18 protein-coding genes, 2 tRNA genes and 1 rRNA gene are annotated in these 20,012 nt (G+C 52.7%); 11 read left to right on the top strand and 10 right to left on the bottom strand.

Features of this window, described 5'->3' with window-relative positions:
- Nucleotides 1–149: 149 nt before the first annotated feature.
- Nucleotides 150–2,300 (top strand): TonB-dependent receptor, encoded by a 2,151-nt coding sequence (locus N512_RS0114765; protein WP_028780829.1) that lies wholly within the window; start codon nucleotides 150–152, stop codon nucleotides 2,298–2,300.
- Between the two features lie 283 nt (nucleotides 2,301–2,583).
- On the opposite strand, the gene N512_RS0114760 is transcribed toward N512_RS0114765, so the two are convergent.
- Nucleotides 2,584–3,147: a NapC/NirT family cytochrome c gene (locus tag N512_RS0114760; RefSeq protein WP_025010834.1), complete on the bottom strand. Its 564-nt coding sequence runs from the start codon at nucleotides 3,145–3,147 to the stop codon at nucleotides 2,584–2,586.
- 384 nt (nucleotides 3,148–3,531) lie between these two features.
- Between N512_RS0114760 and N512_RS0114755 the strand changes: the two genes are divergently transcribed.
- The 6 genes from N512_RS0114755 (at nucleotide 3,532) to N512_RS0114735 (ending at nucleotide 10,263) form a co-directional block, all read left to right on the top strand.
- Nucleotides 3,532–3,900 carry a hypothetical protein gene (locus tag N512_RS0114755; RefSeq protein WP_144225167.1) on the top strand — a complete coding sequence of 123 codons (369 nt, stop codon included), beginning with the start codon at nucleotides 3,532–3,534 and terminating at the stop codon, nucleotides 3,898–3,900.
- Between the two features lie 68 nt (nucleotides 3,901–3,968).
- On the top strand, nucleotides 3,969–4,424 hold the full coding sequence (locus N512_RS0114750; protein ID WP_051472823.1) for a DUF2057 family protein: 456 nt from the start codon (nucleotides 3,969–3,971) through the stop codon (nucleotides 4,422–4,424).
- A gap of 248 nt (nucleotides 4,425–4,672) precedes the next feature.
- Nucleotides 4,673–5,011, top strand: coding sequence for a hypothetical protein (locus N512_RS24140; RefSeq protein ID WP_240517052.1), 339 nt, complete (start codon nucleotides 4,673–4,675; stop codon nucleotides 5,009–5,011).
- A gap of 115 nt (nucleotides 5,012–5,126) precedes the next feature.
- The gene (locus N512_RS0114745) at nucleotides 5,127–5,447 is read left to right on the top strand and encodes a heavy metal-binding domain-containing protein (protein WP_025010837.1); all 321 of its coding nucleotides are present in this window, start codon (nucleotides 5,127–5,129) and stop codon (nucleotides 5,445–5,447) included.
- Nucleotides 5,448–5,473: 26 nt separating this feature from the next.
- A complete protein-coding gene (locus N512_RS0114740) occupies nucleotides 5,474–7,111 on the top strand; it encodes an efflux RND transporter periplasmic adaptor subunit (RefSeq protein WP_028780826.1) in 1,638 nt (545 codons plus the stop codon).
- Nucleotides 7,112–7,119: 8 nt separating this feature from the next.
- A complete protein-coding gene (locus N512_RS0114735; protein ID WP_028780825.1) occupies nucleotides 7,120–10,263 on the top strand; it encodes an efflux RND transporter permease subunit in 3,144 nt (1,047 codons plus the stop codon).
- 67 nt (nucleotides 10,264–10,330) lie between these two features.
- Here the strand turns inward: N512_RS0114735 and N512_RS0114730 are convergent, their stop codons facing one another.
- The 4 genes from N512_RS0114730 to N512_RS0114715 form a co-directional block, all read right to left on the bottom strand.
- A complete protein-coding gene (locus tag N512_RS0114730; RefSeq protein ID WP_028780824.1) occupies nucleotides 10,331–11,521 on the bottom strand; it encodes an NAD(P)/FAD-dependent oxidoreductase in 1,191 nt (396 codons plus the stop codon).
- Between the two features lie 78 nt (nucleotides 11,522–11,599).
- The gene (gpsA, locus tag N512_RS0114725; protein ID WP_025888167.1) at nucleotides 11,600–12,616 is read right to left on the bottom strand and encodes an NAD(P)H-dependent glycerol-3-phosphate dehydrogenase; all 1,017 of its coding nucleotides are present in this window, start codon (nucleotides 12,614–12,616) and stop codon (nucleotides 11,600–11,602) included.
- A 7-nt stretch (nucleotides 12,617–12,623) separates the two neighbouring features.
- A complete protein-coding gene (gene secB, locus N512_RS0114720) occupies nucleotides 12,624–13,109 on the bottom strand; it encodes a protein-export chaperone SecB (RefSeq protein WP_025010842.1) in 486 nt (161 codons plus the stop codon).
- A gap of 206 nt (nucleotides 13,110–13,315) precedes the next feature.
- Entirely contained in the window at nucleotides 13,316–13,750 is a 435-nt protein-coding gene (locus tag N512_RS0114715; protein WP_025888165.1) for a rhodanese-like domain-containing protein, read from the bottom strand.
- 228 nt (nucleotides 13,751–13,978) lie between these two features.
- Here N512_RS0114715 and gpmM point away from each other — a divergent pair, with 228 nt between their 5' ends.
- The 4 genes from gpmM to N512_RS0114695 are packed head-to-tail and all read left to right on the top strand — an operon-like array spanning nucleotide 13,979 to nucleotide 18,668.
- Nucleotides 13,979–15,520, top strand: coding sequence for a 2,3-bisphosphoglycerate-independent phosphoglycerate mutase (gene gpmM / locus N512_RS0114710; RefSeq protein ID WP_028780823.1), 1,542 nt, complete (start codon nucleotides 13,979–13,981; stop codon nucleotides 15,518–15,520).
- Nucleotides 15,521–15,530: 10 nt separating this feature from the next.
- Nucleotides 15,531–16,667, top strand: coding sequence for a murein hydrolase activator EnvC family protein (locus tag N512_RS0114705; protein WP_028780822.1), 1,137 nt, complete (start codon nucleotides 15,531–15,533; stop codon nucleotides 16,665–16,667).
- Between the two features lie 31 nt (nucleotides 16,668–16,698).
- Nucleotides 16,699–17,904 carry a S41 family peptidase gene (locus N512_RS0114700; RefSeq protein ID WP_028780821.1) on the top strand — a complete coding sequence of 402 codons (1,206 nt, stop codon included), beginning with the start codon at nucleotides 16,699–16,701 and terminating at the stop codon, nucleotides 17,902–17,904.
- A gap of 14 nt (nucleotides 17,905–17,918) precedes the next feature.
- A complete protein-coding gene (locus tag N512_RS0114695) occupies nucleotides 17,919–18,668 on the top strand; it encodes a divergent polysaccharide deacetylase family protein (protein ID WP_025888163.1) in 750 nt (249 codons plus the stop codon).
- Here N512_RS0114695 and N512_RS0114690 read toward each other — a convergent pair whose 3' ends face one another.
- The 5 genes from N512_RS0114690 to rrf form a co-directional block, all read right to left on the bottom strand.
- Nucleotides 18,669–19,121 carry an Rrf2 family transcriptional regulator gene (locus N512_RS0114690; protein ID WP_025010845.1) on the bottom strand — a complete coding sequence of 151 codons (453 nt, stop codon included), beginning with the start codon at nucleotides 19,119–19,121 and terminating at the stop codon, nucleotides 18,669–18,671.
- 9 nt (nucleotides 19,122–19,130) lie between these two features.
- Nucleotides 19,131–19,385 carry a YkgJ family cysteine cluster protein gene (locus tag N512_RS0114685; protein WP_025010846.1) on the bottom strand — a complete coding sequence of 85 codons (255 nt, stop codon included), beginning with the start codon at nucleotides 19,383–19,385 and terminating at the stop codon, nucleotides 19,131–19,133.
- A 242-nt stretch (nucleotides 19,386–19,627) separates the two neighbouring features.
- Nucleotides 19,628–19,704: transfer RNA gene (locus N512_RS0114680), tRNA-Asp, on the bottom strand.
- Between the two features lie 50 nt (nucleotides 19,705–19,754).
- Nucleotides 19,755–19,831: transfer RNA gene (locus tag N512_RS0114675), tRNA-Asp, on the bottom strand.
- A gap of 37 nt (nucleotides 19,832–19,868) precedes the next feature.
- Nucleotides 19,869–19,984: ribosomal RNA gene (gene rrf / locus N512_RS0114670) — 5S ribosomal RNA — on the bottom strand.
- Nucleotides 19,985–20,012: the final 28 nt, after the last annotated feature.

Raw genomic sequence — 20,012 nt, 5'->3', positions numbered from 1 at the left:
ATCACAGCTATGGACAGGGAAAACCTGCCTACTTATACTTCACAATCGTTATATAAATGACAATTATTTGTATTTACAAAGTTGGCAGGGAGCGCCGGAAACCGCAAACCAATAAGCCGTCTTCCAAGGTGGCAAACATAGGAATAATGATGAAATTCACTCGCTCCCTCGTCGCTCTGTCAGTACTTTCCGGACTGGCAGCCCAGGTGGCTTACGCCAAAGATCCCCAAATGGAAACCATGGTCATCACTTCCAGTCGGATGGAGAAACCACTCAGTGCCATCCCCAATACTGTGACAGTCATAGACCAGGAACAACTCAAACAACAGTTGGCCACCACCCGGGACTTATCGACCATTTTGGGCAACCTGGCCCCCAGTTTCTCCCCCAGCCGCCAGAAAATGACCAATACCGGTGAAACCCTGCGCGGCCGAGCTCCCCTCATCATGATAGATGGCGTGCCTCAGTCAAACCCTCTGCGCAGTGGTGGTCGCTCGGGTCAAACCATAGATCCCATGATGATAGAACGAATTGAAATCATCCATGGCGCCAATGCCATGCACGGCCTTGGCGCTCAGGGGGGCATAATCAACTACATCACCAAGAAACCCAGCGGCGACAACGAAAGCCGGGTAAGTTTTGATCTGTCCTCCCCCACCAGCTTCGAGTCCGATAGCCTGAGTTTTGGTGCCAACTATGCCTTCTCCGGCCAAAGCGGCAACCTGGATATGCTGGGTTCAGTGGGATACCACAGCAATGGTGTTTACTATGATGCCAACGACGATGTCATAGGTGTCGACACCACCCAGGGCGAGTCGATGGACAGCCAGAGCAAGGACTTCTTCCTCAAGTTGGGCTATGAGTTCAGCGAGTCGCGACTGGAGCTGATGGTCAACCACTACGATATGGACAACAATGGTGATTGGATGCCGGTCAAAGGCAATGTCGCCACAGATACTCCAACATCGGCGGTGAAACAGAAACAACCCTGGCAGGCAGCCAACAACAAGGTCACCACCAGCAGCCTCACCTACAAGCATCGCAACATCGCCGGGCAGCAGTTGGAGCTGCAACTGTTCAACCAGAACTTCAAGGGTGTCTATGGCGGTGGCTGTTTCGGCAGCTTCTATGATCCGGCCTTCGAAGGTGCAGCGAATCTGACAACCTGTGATACCGGCGCCAATGGCGAGCAGTACTTCTATGACCAGTCACGCAACAAGTCCAACAAGTGGGGCCTCAAGGCGTCTATGATCGCCAATAATCTGGCCGACAGCGGCGTGGATCTGGCCTATGGTGTAGACCTTTTCAGCGATACCACAGAGCAGGATCTGGTGCAGACCGGACGCTCCTGGGTACCCGAGACCCGTTACGACAATATCGCCCCCTATGCCCAGTTGAGCTTATCACCTGTGGATGCACTGACCCTTTCCGGCGGCGTTCGTTATGAATATGCTAAACTCAAGGTCGATGACTTCCAAACTCTGTGGGCCTCTGGCCACAAACAGGTTGCCGGTGGCGAACCGGATTTCAATGAAACCCTGTTCAATATAGGTGCCAGCTATAACTTCACCTCAGCGCTGCGCCTCTATACCAGTTACAGCCAAGGTTTTGGTATGGCCGACATAGGGCGAATTCTGCGTGACGGCAACAGCTTCCCGGACCAGAACCCCAGCGTGGAAGGTTCCTTGACGCTGGAGCCCGTGGTCACAGACAACTATGAACTAGGCTTGGACTATCAAGGCGAGTTGTTGGCAGCCAAGCTGGCACTGTATCGCTCCGAGGCCAAACTGGGTGCCCGCTTGGCCCTGAATGAAGACGGCTTCTACAATGTGAAACGGGAAAAGAGCGTGATCCAGGGACTGGAAGCCAATGTCACGGCTTACCTGGGTAATGACGACGATCTGGGGCTAAACCTAGCGCTGCAGCAAGGTGAGTATGACTCCAATAAAGATGGCAGCACAGACACAGATCTCGACGGCGCCAACATAGCACCCAGTCGTCTCAACCTGTTCTGGGAACACAGGTTCAATGCCGAGATGAGTGGGCGCATTCAGGCCAACTACTATATGGACCGTAGCTTCAAGAAGGCCAATGGTGAAGAGTACGCCGAGTTTGACGGCTATGTCACAGTTGATGCCTCCTTCTCTATGCCGCTTTACCAAGGCACTTTGACATTGGGGCTACAGAATCTGCTGAATAAGGACTACTACAGTTACTACTCACAGACTATGGCTAACGACAATCGTTACTTCAAGGGCATGGGCCGTACTGTCAGCATAGGCTTCAGCTTGCCTTTCTAATCCAGCCTGTTAATGACAAATTGAGGGTCGCCAATCGGCGGCCCTTTTTATTACACGAGGCATAATTGCAAGCGACTTTATCCACGAGCCCAGTCAGCGGCGGCATCAGCTCGATAGGGCAACAGAGCCTAAGGAAGGTGCAATCAGTCCTCGTGGCATTCTCTTGTGTAAAGAGTGGCTGACACAGTAATTGGCAGCTGGCACTTTTACAAGCTGCAATGTTTTTTGAAATCAGGGCATAAAAAAACCGCTGCAAGCAGCGGTTTTTCCAGCTCAAAGAAGATTAGCCCTTGGGATAAGGATGCGCTACACCCTTGTGGCAATCCACACAGGTCTTTCTGCTTTCAGGATCTTTCTTGAAGTTCATGCTGTGCATTCTAACAGCCATTTTCTTCATAGTTTCAGGCTGGTTTTCATAGATGCGAGTATGACAATGCTGACAGTTGGCTGAGTCATTATCACGGAAGTAGTGCAGTGCTTTGTCAGCCTGCTCTTTACGGTTGGCATCCAACCATTCCTGAGTATTGAAGCCATCGATAGTCAGGAAACCGTAAAGATCCTTGGAAACGATGATCTTTTTCACCAGATAGTCAACCGGGCCGTGAGGCAGGTGACAGTCTTGACACTGAACAGTTACACCGGCACGACCGCCGCCGTGGGCAGAAGCCAGCACTTCATCTTTCAGTGAGTGGTTGCTGTGGCAGGTCATACAGAACGCATCTGTACTGGTTGCATGCAGCGTCTGCTGGGTAGCGAAGTAACCCACAACACCTATCACTATGCCGACAACCAGCAGCGACAGGATGGAATACTTTGCGCTGGGTTTAAAGATTGCACGCCAGTTCATCACTCTTCTCCAAAATAAAATTCTTATATCTATATTGAGCTATTCGTTGTTCTGAAATTTGATTATAAACCAGTTTTCTTTCATTAATCTGACCTGAAAAGTGCAAAATGAGACTTAGCTCTAACTCTCAAGGCCTATTGACGGTAGGATTTTAAGTCGGCGCCATATATGCACTTTTCCTAAACCTAATGCATGGCACAGGCTTAATCAAGCATAGTCAATCGAATAATTAACATACAGCCAATTCTCGAAACAATAAATGTGATCCAAGCGACACCTAAGAGGTAATGCACAATTTATTTTGGACAAGAGGAAACTATTTAACCAATATGTCTGTCTATTGAGGCAAGCACCTATCGCGTGCTTTGCCAGACCAAAAGGATAATGATGAGAAGCTTGCTGCTGATACTGACACTGATAATGACGCTGGGACAGGCCATGATGCCTGCTGCTGCGTCTATAGCCGTGTCTGAGCATCAGCCGATGGCGACCATGAACCCATCTGCATCCGCTAGCATGACCATGGATATGGATTGCTGCCAAGGCCAGCAACATTGCCCCGACTGCGATCTGGGTATGGATTGCGGCACCATGGGCAACTGTGCCAGCCACTGCACACCAGGTGTAAGCCTGCTTACTACCAGCCACCCTTTGGTGATGACTGGAAGCCAGCAGATTACCCTGCCAAGCTGGAGCCTGCAAACCGCCATACTCTCACAGCAAACACCCCCTCCCAACTCAGTACAGATGTAACTCTGGCCATCAGGCCGCACAGCTTTAGTTAATGTTTTTACATCTGAATATTTTTGGGAGTTCCCACTATGTCTGCATACAAAATTTCTGCAGCTCGTTTTAGCGCCGCCCTGTTAGTGCTTACCGCCCTGTTTATGGCTCCTGGCAGTTTCGCTGCTGAATTAAACTTGCCGGATAATCTGGCGATCAAGGCTATCGATGGCCAGGCAGTATCCAACTTTGACAGCCACAAACTGGCTGCCGGTGAACATGTCGTTGAGCTCCAGTACCGGGATATTTTTGCCGTCAATGCCGATGACTCGGGCGCTTGGGTCAAATCCGGCCCCCTCTACCTGACACTGACAGTGGCTAAGCAACAAAGCCTACAACTGCAGTTACCGACTCTGGATACCGAGGCCGAAGCCAACGCCTTTATTCGCAGCCCACAGTTGCAAGTAGTGGATGAAGCCGGCCAGGCTGTTCCTGCCGAGGTAATGACCCATGGGGGCCTGATGGCCGACTGGTTGGCACAGCTGCGCCGCTGAGTTTTCAGAGTGGAGTGAGGCAGAAGGTCAGCCTGTAAACCAATGATTGCCCGAGAATAGCTGAAGATATTTTCGCACTTCTTCAGATGTGAATCACATCAAGGCAAGCATTTTAAAGCATGGTAAACTAATGAGGTTCATTCTCTCTGGAGTTCAAGCTCAAGATGCTATCGGTTCGCCGCCACATCCTGGTTCTGTTTACCATGCTCGCATTGCTCGGGCAGGGTATGCTAACCAATGGACACTGGATGGTACCCACAGCTGAAGCGCATTCCGGGGAAATGCACTCCACGGCACACCCAATGGCTGCCACCATGGATTGTCACCCTCAACAGACACAGAGCAGTCACTGCTGCGATGACCCGCAAGTTGATACAGTGCTTCCCGACACTGTGAGTCATTGCTGTGAAGGCAAAGGATTCTGCAAGAGTGACTGTAACCATTGTCTGGTGATATCCGTAGCGGGTACCCTCATCGCCGTCGGTTCCTGGCCGGTGATGTCTCTGCCCGAAGCCGCCGTGGCCACGCCTATGCCTCATTTCCACTCTGTTTCTATCGGCCAGACTATCAAACCACCCATAGTTTGATGCCCACGGCACACTTGTGCCCAAAATCTGCCAATAAATACAATTTTTTATGGGATAAGCCCTAGGAATGCCAGCCGGCGCCTGGTCAAAGCCGTATCCCAAACGGAGTGAATCAATGAAAACCTTTATCAGTGTCCTGATTATTGCCTTACTGTCTGTCACCCTGGCCCGTGCCAGCTTCGCAAACGAACGCGAACATCATCACGGCCAGCAACAAGCCGCCGTAACTGCCGAATATGCTTGCCCCATGCACCCTGAAGTGACGGGTAACAAAGGGGATTCCTGCCCCAAGTGCGGTATGTTCCTGGAAAAACAGCAACAAGCCGGCTACCACTGTCCCATGCATCCTGAAGTGACAGGCAAGAAAGGTGACTCCTGCCCCAAATGTGGTATGAATCTTGAGCCTGTAGCAGGCCAGAAACACCACCACCACTAATCAAGCTGTAGCTGGAGATGAGGCATATGAGCGATTCAAACCGTAAACGCCAACGACTGGCCTGCGCGCTTAGTCTGGTGTTGGCTGTCGGCCCGCAATGGAGTATGCAGGCAATGGCCCAGGGCAATCAGCCCCAAGGGCAGGAACAACACAAAGATCATCAACATGGGACGGCAACTCAGGAGTATTACTGCCCCATGCATCCGGAAGTCACCAGCCATAAGCCGGGACGTTGCCCCAAATGCAACATGTTTTTGGTCAAAGATGAGGCTACTGAAGCCTTGGCAGAACCAACACAGGCCCTGCAAAAAACCTATATTTGCCCCATGCATCCGGAAGTGACCAGTCACGAGCCGGGACGCTGCCCCAAATGCAACATGTTCCTGGTTGAAGAGGAAGAAGAGGAGCCCGGTTCCCATGCCGGTCACGCCGAAGCTACAGAAACCCAGGCTACAAAAACCAAAGCTGATGACCATAGCCAGCACGCCATGCAGCAGACAAAGCCCGCGTTGGAGATTAAACCTGCACCTCTTGATCAGGGCAAGAACATCAAATATGTCTGCCCCATGCATTCTCATATCATCAGCGATGTGCCAGGCACCTGCCCCATCTGCGGCATGAATCTGGAAAAAGTCGAGATGGGCGGTCACTCGGAAACCGTTGAAATAGATGTCTCAGGCCAGATGCAACAAGCCTTGGCCCTCAAGGTGGCCAAGGTAGAAAGGGACACGTTGTGGAAGTTCGTCAAAACAGTCGGCCAGATAGACTATGACGAGAGCCAGATCAGTCATATCCATGCCAGGGTCAATGGCTGGATTGAAAAGCTTAAAGTAGAGTCTGTCGGTGACAGGGTCGAGAAAGGCCAGCTGCTGTACGAGATCTATTCACCGGATCTCGTCAATGCCCAGGACGACTATCTGTTGGCCCAAGATACCCTGAAACGCTCAGGCAACAGTGCCAACTACCAAGAGCTGTTGCGTAAGGCCGGGCTACGTCTTGAACTGCTGGGCATGAACCAAGAGCAGATCAAACAGCTGGCCAAGACTGGCAAGACCCAATACCGGGTTCCTTTCTACGCCCGCGAAAGCGGCATAGTCAAACAGCTCGCGGTGCGTGACGGCATGTATATACAACCTCAGACCGAGGTCATGTCACTGGTTGACCTCTCCAAAGTCTGGGTCATCGCCGACGTGTTTGAAAACGAGCAGAGCTGGCTGGAAGTGGGTCAGGCCGCCGAGGTTAATATCCCTGCCATGGGACTCAAGGGCATAGAAGGCAAGATTGACTATATCTATCCCGAGCTGGATCCCGTCACCCGTAGCCTGAGGGTCAGAGTGGTACTCAACAATGATCAAGCAATGGAGCTCAGGCCCAAGACCTTGGCCAAGGTTTCTCTCTATGGTGGCCCGAAACGCGATACTTTGGTGATCCCTCAGGAAGCTTTGATCCAAACAGGCAAAGAGAACCGGGTCATAGTCAAACAGGATGATGCCAGTTTCAGCGCCAGAAAGGTCACTGTCGGCATGTTGAGTCAGGGTAAAGCAGAGATCCTCGAAGGCCTGCATGAAGGCGAAAACGTGGTGATTTCCGGGCAATTCCTGCTGGACTCAGAAGCCAGTCTCAAGGGCAGCCTGATGCGCCTGAGCTCAGGCCACCAGCACTAGGAGGCAACATGCTGAAAAAAATCATTGAAGCCTCTATCAAACAGAGGGTGATGGTGCTGATTGTCACCCTGATGGTGACGGTTTGGGGGATTCAGGCGCTGCGTACCACGCCGCTCGACGCCCTGCCGGATCTGTCCGATGTGCAGGTCATCATCAAAACCGCCTATCCGGGACAGGCACCCAAGCTGGTAGAGGAACAGGTGACCTATCCCCTGTCCACCGCCATGCTGGCCGTGCCCGGGGCCAAGACGGTGCGCGGCTATTCCATGTTCGGTGACTCCTATGTCTATGTGATCTTTGAAGATGGTACAGACATCTATTGGGCCCGCTCCCGGGTATTGGAATACCTGAGCCAGATAAGCAGCCGTCTACCCGAAGGGGTGCAACCCTCACTGGGGCCCGATGCCTCCGGGGTCGGCTGGATCTATGAATACGCCCTGGTAGACCGCAGCGGTAATCTGGACCTTTCGCAACTCAAGAGTTTGCAGGACTGGTATTTGAAGCTGGAATTGCAGAGTGTTGCCGGGGTATCGGAAGTCGCCACAGTCGGAGGCATGGAACAGACCTATCAGATAGTGCTGGAGCCGGACAAGCTGGCGATTTACAAGCTGGATATCGCCTCGGTCAAGCAGGCTATTACCAAGGCCAACAACGAGGCCGGCGGCTCTGTGGTGGAGATGGCCGAAGCCGAGTATATGGTACGCGCCAAGGGCTATCGTCAAACACTGGCGGACTTTCGTGAAATCCCACTTGGGATCACCAGCCCCTCAGGCACACCACTGCTGCTGAAAGACGTTGCCACCGTACGCAAGGGCCCTGCATCTCGCCGTGGCATAGCCGAGCTCGATGGTGAGGGTGAAGTCGTCGGTGGCATCATAGTCATGCGCTACGGGGAAAATGCCCTGGCGACTATCGAGGCGGTGAAAACCAAGCTGGAAGAACTCAAGGCGGGTCTCCCCGAAGGCGTGGAGATAGTTCCCACCTACGACAGATCGCAACTGATTGAAAACTCAGTCGACAACCTGCTGCACAAGGTGCTGGAAGAGATGGTAGTTGTGAGCATTGTTTGCTTGCTGTTTCTGCTGCACGCTCGCTCGACCCTGGTGGCCGTCATTACCCTGCCACTGTCGATACTGATCGCCTTTATTGTGATGAACAAGATGGGGGTTAACGCCAATATCATGAGTCTTGGCGGTATCGCCATCGCCATCGGGGCCGTGGTAGATGGCGCCATTGTGATGATCGAGAATATGCACAAGCACCTCGAGCATTTCAAACAGGACCACCAGCGCCAACCCGACGCCAAAGAGCATTGGAAAATTGTCGCCGAGGCCTCCATTGAGGTGGGCCCGGCACTCTTCTTCTCCTTGCTGATCATTACCCTGAGCTTTGTGCCTGTATTTGCCCTCGAAGCCCAGGAAGGCAGGCTGTTCAGCCCTCTGGCTTATACCAAAACCTTTGCCATGGCCGCCGCGGCTGTGTTGTCGATCACCTTGGTGCCTATCCTGATGGGCTTCTTTATCCGCGGCAAGATCCCCTCGGAAAGCAGCAACCCACTGAGCCGGGTATTGATAGCCATCTACAAACCTATGCTCAATGCCGTGCTGCGCTTCCCCAAGTTGACCCTGCTGGCGGCTCTGGTGGCGCTGGCCAGTGCCTGGTATCCGGTGAGTCATATGGGCAGCGAGTTTATGCCCGAGCTCGAGGAAGGGGATCTCCTGTACATGCCAACAGCCTTGCCTGGCATCAGTGCCAGTAAGGCCGCCGAAGTGCTGCAGCAAACCGACCGGCTGATCAAAACCGTTCCGGAAGTGGCACGGGTGTTTGGCAAGGTTGGCCGCGCCGAAACCGCCACGGATCCCGCGCCATTGACCATGCTGGAAACCACCATAATGCTCAAACCCAAAGAGCAGTGGCGCGAAGGCATGGATCTCGACGGCATCATTGCCCAGTTGCAAAATACGGTCAAAGTGCCCGGTCTCACCAACGCCTGGGTGCAGCCGATCAAGACCCGTATCGACATGCTGTCTACCGGTATCAAGACACCGGTGGGGATTAAGATCACCGGCGCCGATGTCAATCAACTGCAGGAGATAGGGGCCCAGATAGAAGCGATTCTATCGGCGCAGCCTCATACCAAGTCGGCCTATGCCGAGCGGGTGGGTGGCGGCCGCTACATAGACATCACGCCGAAACTCGAGGTGACCTCCAGATATGGCATGACCCTGAGCGATATTCAGGACGTAGTACGTTACGCCATAGGCGGCATGAATATCGGTGAGTCGGTTCAAGGTGCCGAGCGCTATCCCATCAACCTGCGCTATCCAAGAGACTTGCGTGACAATATCGAAAAGCTCAGAGAGCTGCCGGTGATCACCAAGAGTGGCCACTATCTGCCGCTGCGCAATCTGGCCGACATCGAAATCACGGATGGCGCGCCTATGCTCAAGAGTGAGAATGGTCGTTTGATCTCCTGGGTATTTGTCGATATCGGCGGCACGTCCATCGGTGAGTATATCGAAGCCGTCAAGCCGGTATTGGAGCAGGAGCTCAAGCTGCCGGCCAGGTACAGCTACAGCTTTGCCGGCCAGTATGAGTATATGCAGCGGGTCGATGCCAAACTGCAGCAAGTGATCCCCATGGCACTGGCGGTGATCTTCATTCTGCTGATGATGACCTTCGGCTCATCCATGCAGGCCAGCATCATTATGCTGTCGCTGCCGTTTGCCTTGGTGGGCAGTACCTGGTTGCTGTATCTGCTGGACTACAACATGTCGGTCGCTGTCGCGGTGGGCATGATAGCCCTCGCCGGGGTCGCGGCCGAGTTTGGTGTGGTCATGCTGGTGTATCTCAACAATGCCATCAAGCACAAGCAGGACAGAGGCGAATACCACAGAGTGGAAGACCTCAAGGACGCCCTGATTGAAGGTGCGGTGATGCGGATCCGCCCCAAGGCGATGACAGTGGCGACCATCTTCTTCGGTCTGCTCCCGATTATGTGGGGCGCAGGTTCGGGCAACGATGTGATGCAGAAGATTGCCGCGCCCATGGTCGGTGGCATGGTTACCGCCCCCGTGCTGTCGCTCTTTGTACTGCCGGCGCTCTATCTGCTTATCTACCGTCGTCACTTGAGCAAGCCTAAGGCTGAATAAGCCAGTAGATGATTGCAAGAGCAAAAACGGCTGCCAATGCAGCCGTTTTTTATTGGATTGAGCTCAGTTACACCACTTCACCAGCGGCGTAGCCGGAACTCCAGGCCCACTGGAAATTATAGCCGCCGAGCCAGCCACTGACATCCACCACTTCACCGATAAAATAGAGTCCGGGATGACGCTTGGCCTCCATGGTCTTGGAGGATAACTCATTGGTGTCCACTCCGCCCAGAGTCACCTCGGCGGTACGATAACCCTCGGTGCCGCCGGGTTGGATCTGCCAGCAGTGGAAATAACTGTCCAGTGCTGCCACATCTGCCTTGGACAGTTGGTTAAGGTTCTTGTTGGGTAATTCGCCCAGCTCCAGCAGCCTCTCAACCAAGCGCTTAGGTAGCAGCCGAGATAGTCCATTTTTAAGCGACAATTTTGGTGATTCAGCAGTAATTGTTTTGCACCAATCGACAAAATCCAGGTCCGGTAGTAAATCAAAAAGCACACTCTGGCCTGGCTGCCAGTAGGAGGAGATCTGCAGCACAGCCGGCCCGGACAAACCTCTGTGGGTGAATAACATGGCTTCTCTAAACTGCCTGCCGCACTCGGCTTTGGCGATAACCGGCAAGCTGATACCGGACAGGCCTTCAAACCTGGCCTTGTCTTCAGGTTGCAAGGTAAAGGGAACCAGCCCGGCAGTGGTCGGCAGCACCTTGATGGCAAACTGCTCGGCGATGCGGAATCCAAACGGCGTAGCCCCGAGCTTGGGCATGGACAAGCCACCAGTGGCTATCACCAGTGATTCACAACGGTATTCCCCTTCACTGGTTTGTAGGCTGTAACCGTCATCTGTGGCTGCCACAGACAGAATTTCGGTACGCAGCTGAATTTTGACTCCGGCCCAATCGCACTCTGTGGTCAGCATATCAACAATGTCTTTAGCCGAGTCATCACAAAACAGCTGTCCGAGAGTCTTCTCGTGATAATCGATGCCGTGCCGCTCGACCATGGCGATAAAGTCCCACTGGCTGAAACGAGCCAGCGCCGATTTGACGAAGTGTGGGTTACTGCAGAGATAGGCGCCCGGTTCAATGTTCTGATTGGTGAAGTTGCAGCGACCGCCGCCACTGATCAGAATTTTGCGCCCCAGTTGTTTGGCGTTATCCAGCAAGAGGACATCCCGGCCCCGATATCCGGCAGTGAGGGCACACATTAACCCTGCGGCGCCAGCGCCGATAATGATCACCTGATGCTGTTTAACTGACATAACGCTCACTCTCGGGCCCAACAAGGGGCAATAAAAAAGGACGCTATTCTAGCATCCTTTTCCGGGATTGGAGATGGGTCAGTCTGCCGAGGTTTCCGACTTCTTCTCTCTGGCCAGCAGTTCTTTGGCCGCATCAATAGGCGATTTGCCCTGATACAACACCTGATAGATCTGCTCGGTGATCGGCATCTCTACCCCCAAGCGCTTGGCCAGGGTGTAGACCTCTTTGGTGTTGCGGTAACCTTCAACCACCTGACCGATTTCAGCCTGGGCAGTATCGACATCACAACCCTTACCCAATGCCAAACCAAAGCGACGATTGCGCGATTGGTTATCGGTACAGGTCAGCACCAGGTCCCCAAGACCCGCCATTCCCATAAAGGTAGAAGCATGGGCGCCCAGGGCTTCTCCCAGACGGCTCAACTCCACCAGACCTCGGGTGATCAGGGCTGTACGGGCATTGGCACCAAAGCCAATACCATCGGACATGCCGGCGCCTATAGCGATGACATTCTTGACCGCGCCACCGAGTTGCAGGCCGATAAAGTCGTCATTGGCATAGACTCTCAGACGTTTGGGGCTGTGCAACAGCTCCACCAGATCCTGGGTAAACTGGGCATCGGTACCAGCCACTGAGATGGCGGTTGGTAAACCTGCCGCCAGCTCTTTGGCAAAAGTCGGTCCGGACAATACCGCCAGCGGATACTTCTCCCCCAACACATCGCGGGCAACATCCTGCAACAGGCGACCACTTTCCGGCTCCAGCCCCTTGGTGGCCCAAATGATGCGGGCATCATCACGCAGCAGAGGCTTGGCCTGAGCCAGCACATCAGCAAAAACGTGACTTGGTACCACCACCAGAATATTCCGCGACGCCGCCAATGCTTTGGCCAGATCGGCTTCCATCACCAAGGAGTCGGGAAAGGCTATCCCGGGAAGAAAGGCTTGGTTGCTGCGCTCGGCAGCGAGTTTGGCCACATGCTCAGGCTCATGCCCCCACAACAGGGTGCTGTGTCCATTGCTGGCCAAAGAAATGGCAAGGGCGGTGCCATAAGAGCCCGCCCCCAATACCGTTATTTCGGCAGTGTCTTTCATCGGCTGATTACGCGTTCGCTTCTTCGGCCGGAGCTTGCTCGGCGGCGGCTTGACGCTGCTGCACATACTGAGCGAACAGGGCGTCGAAGTTCACAGGAGCCAGGTTCAGCTGTGGGAAAGTACCACGGGATACTAGGCTTGCCACAGTTTCACGGGCATAAGGGAACAGGATGTTAGGGCAGTAAGCACCCAGAGAATGAGCCAGTTGAGGATCACTCAGACCTGAGATAGAGAAGATACCGGCTTGTTGTACTTCACACAGGAACGCAGTTTCTTCACCGTTTTTGGCAGTCACAGTCAGTGACAGTACCACTTCAAATACATCATCGGCCAACTTGGCGCTGCGGGTATCCAGATCCAGCTTAACTTCAGGATTCCACTCTTTCTGGAATACCGCTGGGCTGTTAGGGGTTTCGAAAGAAACGTCCTTGATATACACACGTTGAATGTTGAACTGTGGGGCTTGTTGTTCGTTGTTTGCTACTTCAGCCATAATTCCTACCTATCCATTTAGTCTCGGCTTGCAATGAGCCGGTGTTTGGGGCGTATGTTACTCGGGTCGGTTGCGACTCCCAGTCATCATCCCTGCTATTCATCTGTTCAGCGCCAGAACAGAACTCAGGATGCCGGTTGCCACTTCAGCATGGCCCACTCTACTAATAGAAGGACGCAGGATGCAATGACAACCGCCGACACTCATTATCTTTTGCTTTTGGACACAGGCATATTTGCTGCCTGCCAATCACCCATACCACCTTTGAGGTTAAAGACTTTTTCAAAGCCTTGCTTAACCAAAATCTGAGCCGCTTGAGATGAGGTCATGCCAGCGTTGCATACCAGTATAATGGGTGTGGTTTTGTACTTTTCAAGGTTAGCGATTTGATTATTTTTGATGTCGGCCATAGGTACATTCTGGGCATTGATAATATGCGCCTTACGGAAGTCGGCATTAGCACGCACATCTATCACCTTGGCATCTTCTTTATTCATCAGGAAAATCGCCTGCTGATGATCAACGGTTTTAACCTTGGAGAAGCCAGATTTGAACAGGGTTACCACCACGGCTATAAACAAACCTACCCAGGCCAGGCTCAGCATAGGGTGGGCTTTAAGAAACTCTACATATTCCTGCATTTTTAACTGCCTGTTATCTATTGGGCCATTTAGGACAAGCGCAGAGTATACCCAGAGGCCAGGCAGATTGCAGCTGTTTCGCTGCAGTTTTGCCCCTTGAGTCGGCGTTAAAGCGCGGTCCGCCCTATTATCACAATCGGGGTAAATGGCTTTTGCCCTCAGGACAGACGTAGTAATATTTAACCAATTTCAGATTTGACCGATTCTTTCAACTTTACAGGTATCAACATGAAGACAAGCAAACGTCCTTTGGCACTGCTTATTCTGGACGGCTGGGGTTATCGTGAGGGCACGCATATGAATGCCGTCCATCATGCCAATACTCCAGTTCTCGACAGACTCAACGCCGAATACGCCCACAGTTTGATTTCCGGCTCAGGTAAAGATGTAGGTTTGCCTGACGGGCAGATGGGCAACTCTGAAGTGGGCCATATCAATATTGGTTCCGGCCGTATCGTTTATCAGGAACTGACCCGCATCAGCAAGGCCATTGAAGATGGCGAATTTGAGCAAACCCAAGCACTGATCGAGGCGGTCGACGCCGCCATCGAGGCAGACGGCGCAGTACACATCATGGGACTGCTGTCACCCGGCGGTGTTCACAGCCATGAAGATCATCTTGAAGCCATGTGCCGTATGGCCGTCAAGCGGGGTGCCAAGCAGGTTTACCTGCACGCCTTCCTCGATGGGCGTGACACCCCACCACGCAGCGCCAAAGCCAGCCTGGAACGCTTCGACAAGCTGTTTGCCGAATTGGGCCGAGGTCGCATAGCCTCCATCGTTGGCCGCTACTATGCCATGGACAGGGACAACCGTTGGGACCGAGTCTCCCAAGCCTACGATCTGATCACTCAAGGTCAGGGGAAATACAGTGCCGACTCTGCCGTAGCCGCGCTGGAAGCTGCCTATGACCGCGATGAAAACGATGAGTTTGTTGCCGCAACTGCGATTCTGGATCAAGGTAAGGCCACAACACTGCACGATGGCGATGCGCTGATTTTCATGAACTTCCGTGCCGACCGCGCCAGACAGATCACCCGCGCCTTCGTCAATCCGGATTTCGATGGTTTTGAACGCGCAGTGACACCCAAGGTTAACTTTGTCATGCTCACCGAGTATGCCGCCGATATCAAAGCCCCGGTAGCCTTCCCATCGGAAGACCTGGTCAACACTCTGGGCGAAGTACTGCAGAATCGCGGCCTGACCCAGCTGCGTATTTCAGAAACCGAGAAATACGCCCACGTAACCTTCTTCTTCAATGGCGGTAAAGAACAACCATTCGAGGGTGAAGACCGTATTCTGATCAATTCACCCAAAGTAGCTACCTATGACTTGCAACCTGAGATGAGTTCGACAGAGCTGACAGATAAGTTGATTGAAGCTATTGAATCAACTAAATATGATGTCATTATCTGTAACTACCCCAACGGTGACATGGTAGGTCATACCGGCAAGTTTGATGCTGCGGTCAAGGCTTGCGAAGCTGTAGATGCCTGCATAGGCCGAGTAGTGGACGCACTGGCCAAGGTAGATGGTGAGTGCATTATCACTGCCGACCACGGCAACGCCGAGCAGATGGTGGACGAAACCACAGGCCAGGCTCATACCGCCCACACCAGTGAGCTGGTGCCCTTTATCTATGTCGGTCGCAAGGCCACAATCGATGAAGGTGGCCGCCTGAGTGATATCGCACCAACCATGCTGACACTGATGGGACAGAGCATTCCTGACGAAATGACAGGGCGTCCGTTAATCCATACAAAAGAGTAACACTGACCCGGTGCAGAAGCGTATTTTAGCCAAAGCCAGCATACTTGCTGGCTTTCTCGTGTTTTCCTCTCAGCTGCAGGCATCCGATCTGGAGCGGCGTCAGTCCGAGTTAAAGGCACTGCAATCCCAGATCACCGCCCAGCAAAATGCTCTGAGAGACACAGGCAAACAGCGGGAAAAACTGCTGCAACTGCTGAAAAAAGACGAGCAGGCTATCGCAGATGCCGCCCGTAAGGTCAACCAAACTGAAAATGCTCTCAGCGATGCCGAAAAGCGTCTCTCCGAGCTGAAGCAAAGAGCCGCACAGCTGGACAAGCTCAAAGAAAGCCAACAGCAAACCCTGGCCAAACAGCTAACCAGTGCTTATCTCGCCGGGAATCATGATTACAGTAAGATGCTGCTCAACCAGCAAGACCCGGCCACCATAGAACGGATGCTGGCCTACTATGACTTTCTCAACAAGGCCAGAATGCAGGCCATAGAACAACTGAAACAAACCCGCCAGGAATTGTCGGCGGTACAGCAGAGCGAGCAGCAAGAACGCAATCGACTCAACAAGCTGGTACTGGATCAAAAGGCTCAATCCAAGCGCCTCAATCAAGAACAGGATCAGCGACAACAGACATTGAAAGAACTGCAACGCACCATCAGCAGTAAGGCCTCAGAACTGGAGCAACTGCAGATAGAAGAAGCCTCGCTGAAACGGGTTGTCGAGCAAGCCCTGGCTGCCATGCGTGATAGCCCAAGCATGGATGGATTGGCCAAGTCTCGCGGCTCACTCAATTGGCCCACCAAGGGCAGGATCAAAAACAGCTTTGGCAGTCAGCGCTCCGGCAATGTGCGCTGGAAAGGTGTCATGTTATCGGCTCCGGAGGGCCAGTCTATCAGTGCCATAGCCGCCGGCAAGGTGATCTATGCCGACTGGCTGCGCGGTTTTGGTATGGTGTTGGTTGTCGACCATGGCAAAGGCTTTATGAGCCTTTATGGCCATGCCCAGGCATTGCTGAAAGATGCAGGAGATACGGTCAAGGCCGGCGAAGCTGTGGCACTGGTAGGACGTTCCGGAGGACAAACCGAGCCTGGCCTATACTTTGAGATAAGGCATAAGGGGCAAGCTGTCGATCCGGCAAATTACTGTCGGCGTTAATCATCAGCCCCCTGCACTTCAAAGGGGCAACATGGGCAACTCTATTCGCAACCTGCTGTATATCGGTCTTGGTATAGTCATGGGAATCTCTCTCAGCCTGGCTAGCCACGAAAACTTTCCCAAACCCAGTCACACCCATGAGCTTTCATTGCTGCTGGATGTGATGGATACAGTGGAAACCTACTACGTCAGGGACATCAGCCGCAGGGAACTTGTCGACGCCGCCATTGAAGGCATATTTCAACGTCTCGACCCTTATTCCAGTTTTCTGAAACCCGAGCAGATGAACAGCCTCAGGGACAGCAACCGAGGGGAATACTTCGGCTACGGCTTTGAAGTGTCCACCGAAGGGGAAAAACTCAGAATTATCGCGCCCTTCCCTGGCTCTCCGGCCGAACAAGCCGGGATCATGGCCGGCGATATTGTTACTGCCGTCAATGGAGAGAGTATTGCCAAGCAGTCTCTGGAAGAAGTGCTTAGCCAAATAAAGCACTTCAGCAGCAGCAACCGTGAGTTATCGCTGCAGCTGCATCATGCTCACTCGGATGTCAGCTTTGAAGTCAGCCTCAAACCGGCCACTATCAGCGTCCACTCTGTGCTTGGGAAAATGCTGACCAACGACATTGGCTATATTCGCCTGGCAAGTTTTCAGGAAGATTCGACCCGCGACATAGTCCATCTGTTGAGCGAGTGGCAACAGCAGCCACTAAATGGTTTGATTCTGGATTTGCGCAACAATCCCGGAGGCTTGCTGGATCAAGCGATTCGAATTGCCGATCTGTTTCTGGATAAGGGCCGTATAGTCGCCACCGAAGGGCGCTTCTTCGATGCCAACTCAGATTACTATGCATCTCCGCAAACCATGCTGACCGGCGTGCCCATATTAGTGCTGATCAATCGCGGTTCAGCTTCAGCATCCGAAGTGCTGGCTGCGGCGCTGCAGGAGAACAACCGTGCCAAGGTGATAGGTGAAACCAGCTTCGGTAAAGGTACAGTACAAAGCCTGATCCCAACACTTGTCGATGGTAATGCCATCAAGCTGACCATAGCCCGCTATACCACGCCCAAGGGCCTGGATATCAACGCCAAAGGGGTGGAACCCGATATAAAAATCGCACCCAATACTGTTTCCGATAACAAAACTGTGCCTATAATCGACCTCATATCTCCCCATGCAGATACCGCCAGCGATAGAGCCATTAACTCGGCGGTGGCATGGATACAATCAAATAAATAAAATTAATATAAAACGTGCGCTATTGTTTCTACTTACTACTGCTGGTCGTAAGTTGCTCTCCCGCATGGGGAGCCAGACTGGCAATCGTTATCGATGATATAGGTTACCGCCATACAGATGAGGCCGCCCTGTCCTTGCCTTCAGCTGTGACCTTGTCTGTATTGCCACATACCCCTCTCGGGCAACAACTGGCTCGCCAGGCTCACAGCAAAGGGCACGAAATCATGGTGCACCTCCCCATGCAGGCGCTTAACGGCAAGGCCATGGGGCCTGGTGGGCTCAACAACCAGATGTCAGAAACCGAGTTTAAAGCAACCCTCAAGAGAGCTTTGCAGAGCGTGCCCTTTGCCAGGGGAAGTAACAACCATATGGGGAGTTTATTGACTCAACTTGAGCAACCTATGAGCTGGTTAATGGAAGTATTGCATCAGGAAGAGCACTTCTTTATCGACAGCGTTACCACACGCTACACCAAGGCGGGAGATAAGGCCGATGCCCTCGGCGTTCCGCTGCTGAGACGTCAGGTGTTTCTGGATAATCAGCTAACCGAGCAGGCTTTCGAAAGACAATTGGACTTGGCAATAGCCAAGGCCCAAAGCGAAGGTGAAGCCTTGATGATAGCTCACCCTTACCCAGAGAGTATGCAGTTCCTCAAGAAGAGACTGCCAGAGCTGGCAAAGATAGGGGTCACTCTGGTGCCGGCTTCCAACTTACTGCCAATCTCATGGGCCCAGAAGCAGAATACAAGCGGTGAAAAACTCTGACTAGAGTTGCAGTACAGGGATATCCAGATCCGGCAGCAAGGCTCGCAACTCCTGTTGGTTACTGACAATGTCTGCCAGCGTATAACGGTCGAGCACAGCCAGATAGGCATTCACAGCTTGAGCCAGAACCCCTTTCAGCTGACAAGCAGGAGTCAATCGACAATAAGGCTTGCTGCAATCAATAGGCGCCAGTGAGTTTTCCAGTGCCCGCACCAGTTCGCCGACATTGATCTTCTCCGGAGCCATCCCCAAACGAAAACCACCACTCTTTCCACGTATAGTTTGCAGATAACCCAGCTTACCCAGGTGATGTACTATCTTGGAGACATGATTAGGTGAAAGATCAAAAACTTCAGTGATCTCTGCGATTCGAAACAGAGTCTCACGCTCCGGTTGAATCGCCAGGTACATAAGAGTTCTTATTCCAAAATCTGTATAACGCGTTAACTGCATCTTTCACCTTCAGGAAGAGGTTTCCACCTCTAAAGAGCCTATCAGCCAGAGCGCCTCTTCGTTGCTGTTACCACATACATCGACCGATGCCGAGAACTCGCTGCACACATCGGGACGTTCAGAGGAACCAAAGAGGCGACATAGATTGTTGTCATCCAGTTGCACACAGCGAACCCCTGCGGGTTTACCTCCCGGCATCCCGGGTATGGCACTACTGATGGAGGGTGCAATACAACAGGCCCCGCAACCGATACGACAATCCACAATCATCACCTGTAATAGAATATGACTATTATAACGACAAAAAATTTTCGGGTAAGTACTCAAGTCACAGACTCAAGCGAATCCTACAGCCAAAGCGAATATAACAATAGCGCTTATGCATTCTCTATAGTCAACCTCAAGGACCTGGGTTCTACAGGTCGCAGGGATGATTCCCAGTAAATTTGCAGAAAAGAATCAAACGAAAAAAAGCCTCATCTTTCGATGAGGCTTTCTCTTTAAGTTGGCGGAGCGGACGGGACTCGAACCCGCGACCCCCGGCGTGACAGGCCGGTATTCTAACCAACTGAACTACCGCTCCAAACTCTTGCTTATCGCCTGGGCAATAAGGCTTGAATTCGTTAACTTGACTGGCGGAGCGGACGGGACTCGAACCCGCGACCCCCGGCGTGACAGGCCGGTATTCTAACCAACTGAACTACCGCTCCTTTAGTATCACGCCTTGGCGCACTACTAAAATTGGGCGTCTGGCGATGACCTACTCTCACATGGGGAGACCCCACACTACCATCGGCGCGATTGCGTTTCACTTCTGAGTTCGGGATGGGATCAGGTGGGACCACAATGCTATTGTCACCAGACATAAAATTGTACGGAACAAATTTTAAA

This window comes from Shewanella sp. 38A_GOM-205m (assembly GCF_000518445.1).
In the GTDB taxonomy this organism is placed as follows: Bacteria; Pseudomonadota; Gammaproteobacteria; order Enterobacterales; family Shewanellaceae; genus Shewanella; species Shewanella algae.
Note: the sequence above shows the minus strand (reverse complement) of the source record. Positions and strands in the feature narration are given on the sequence as shown.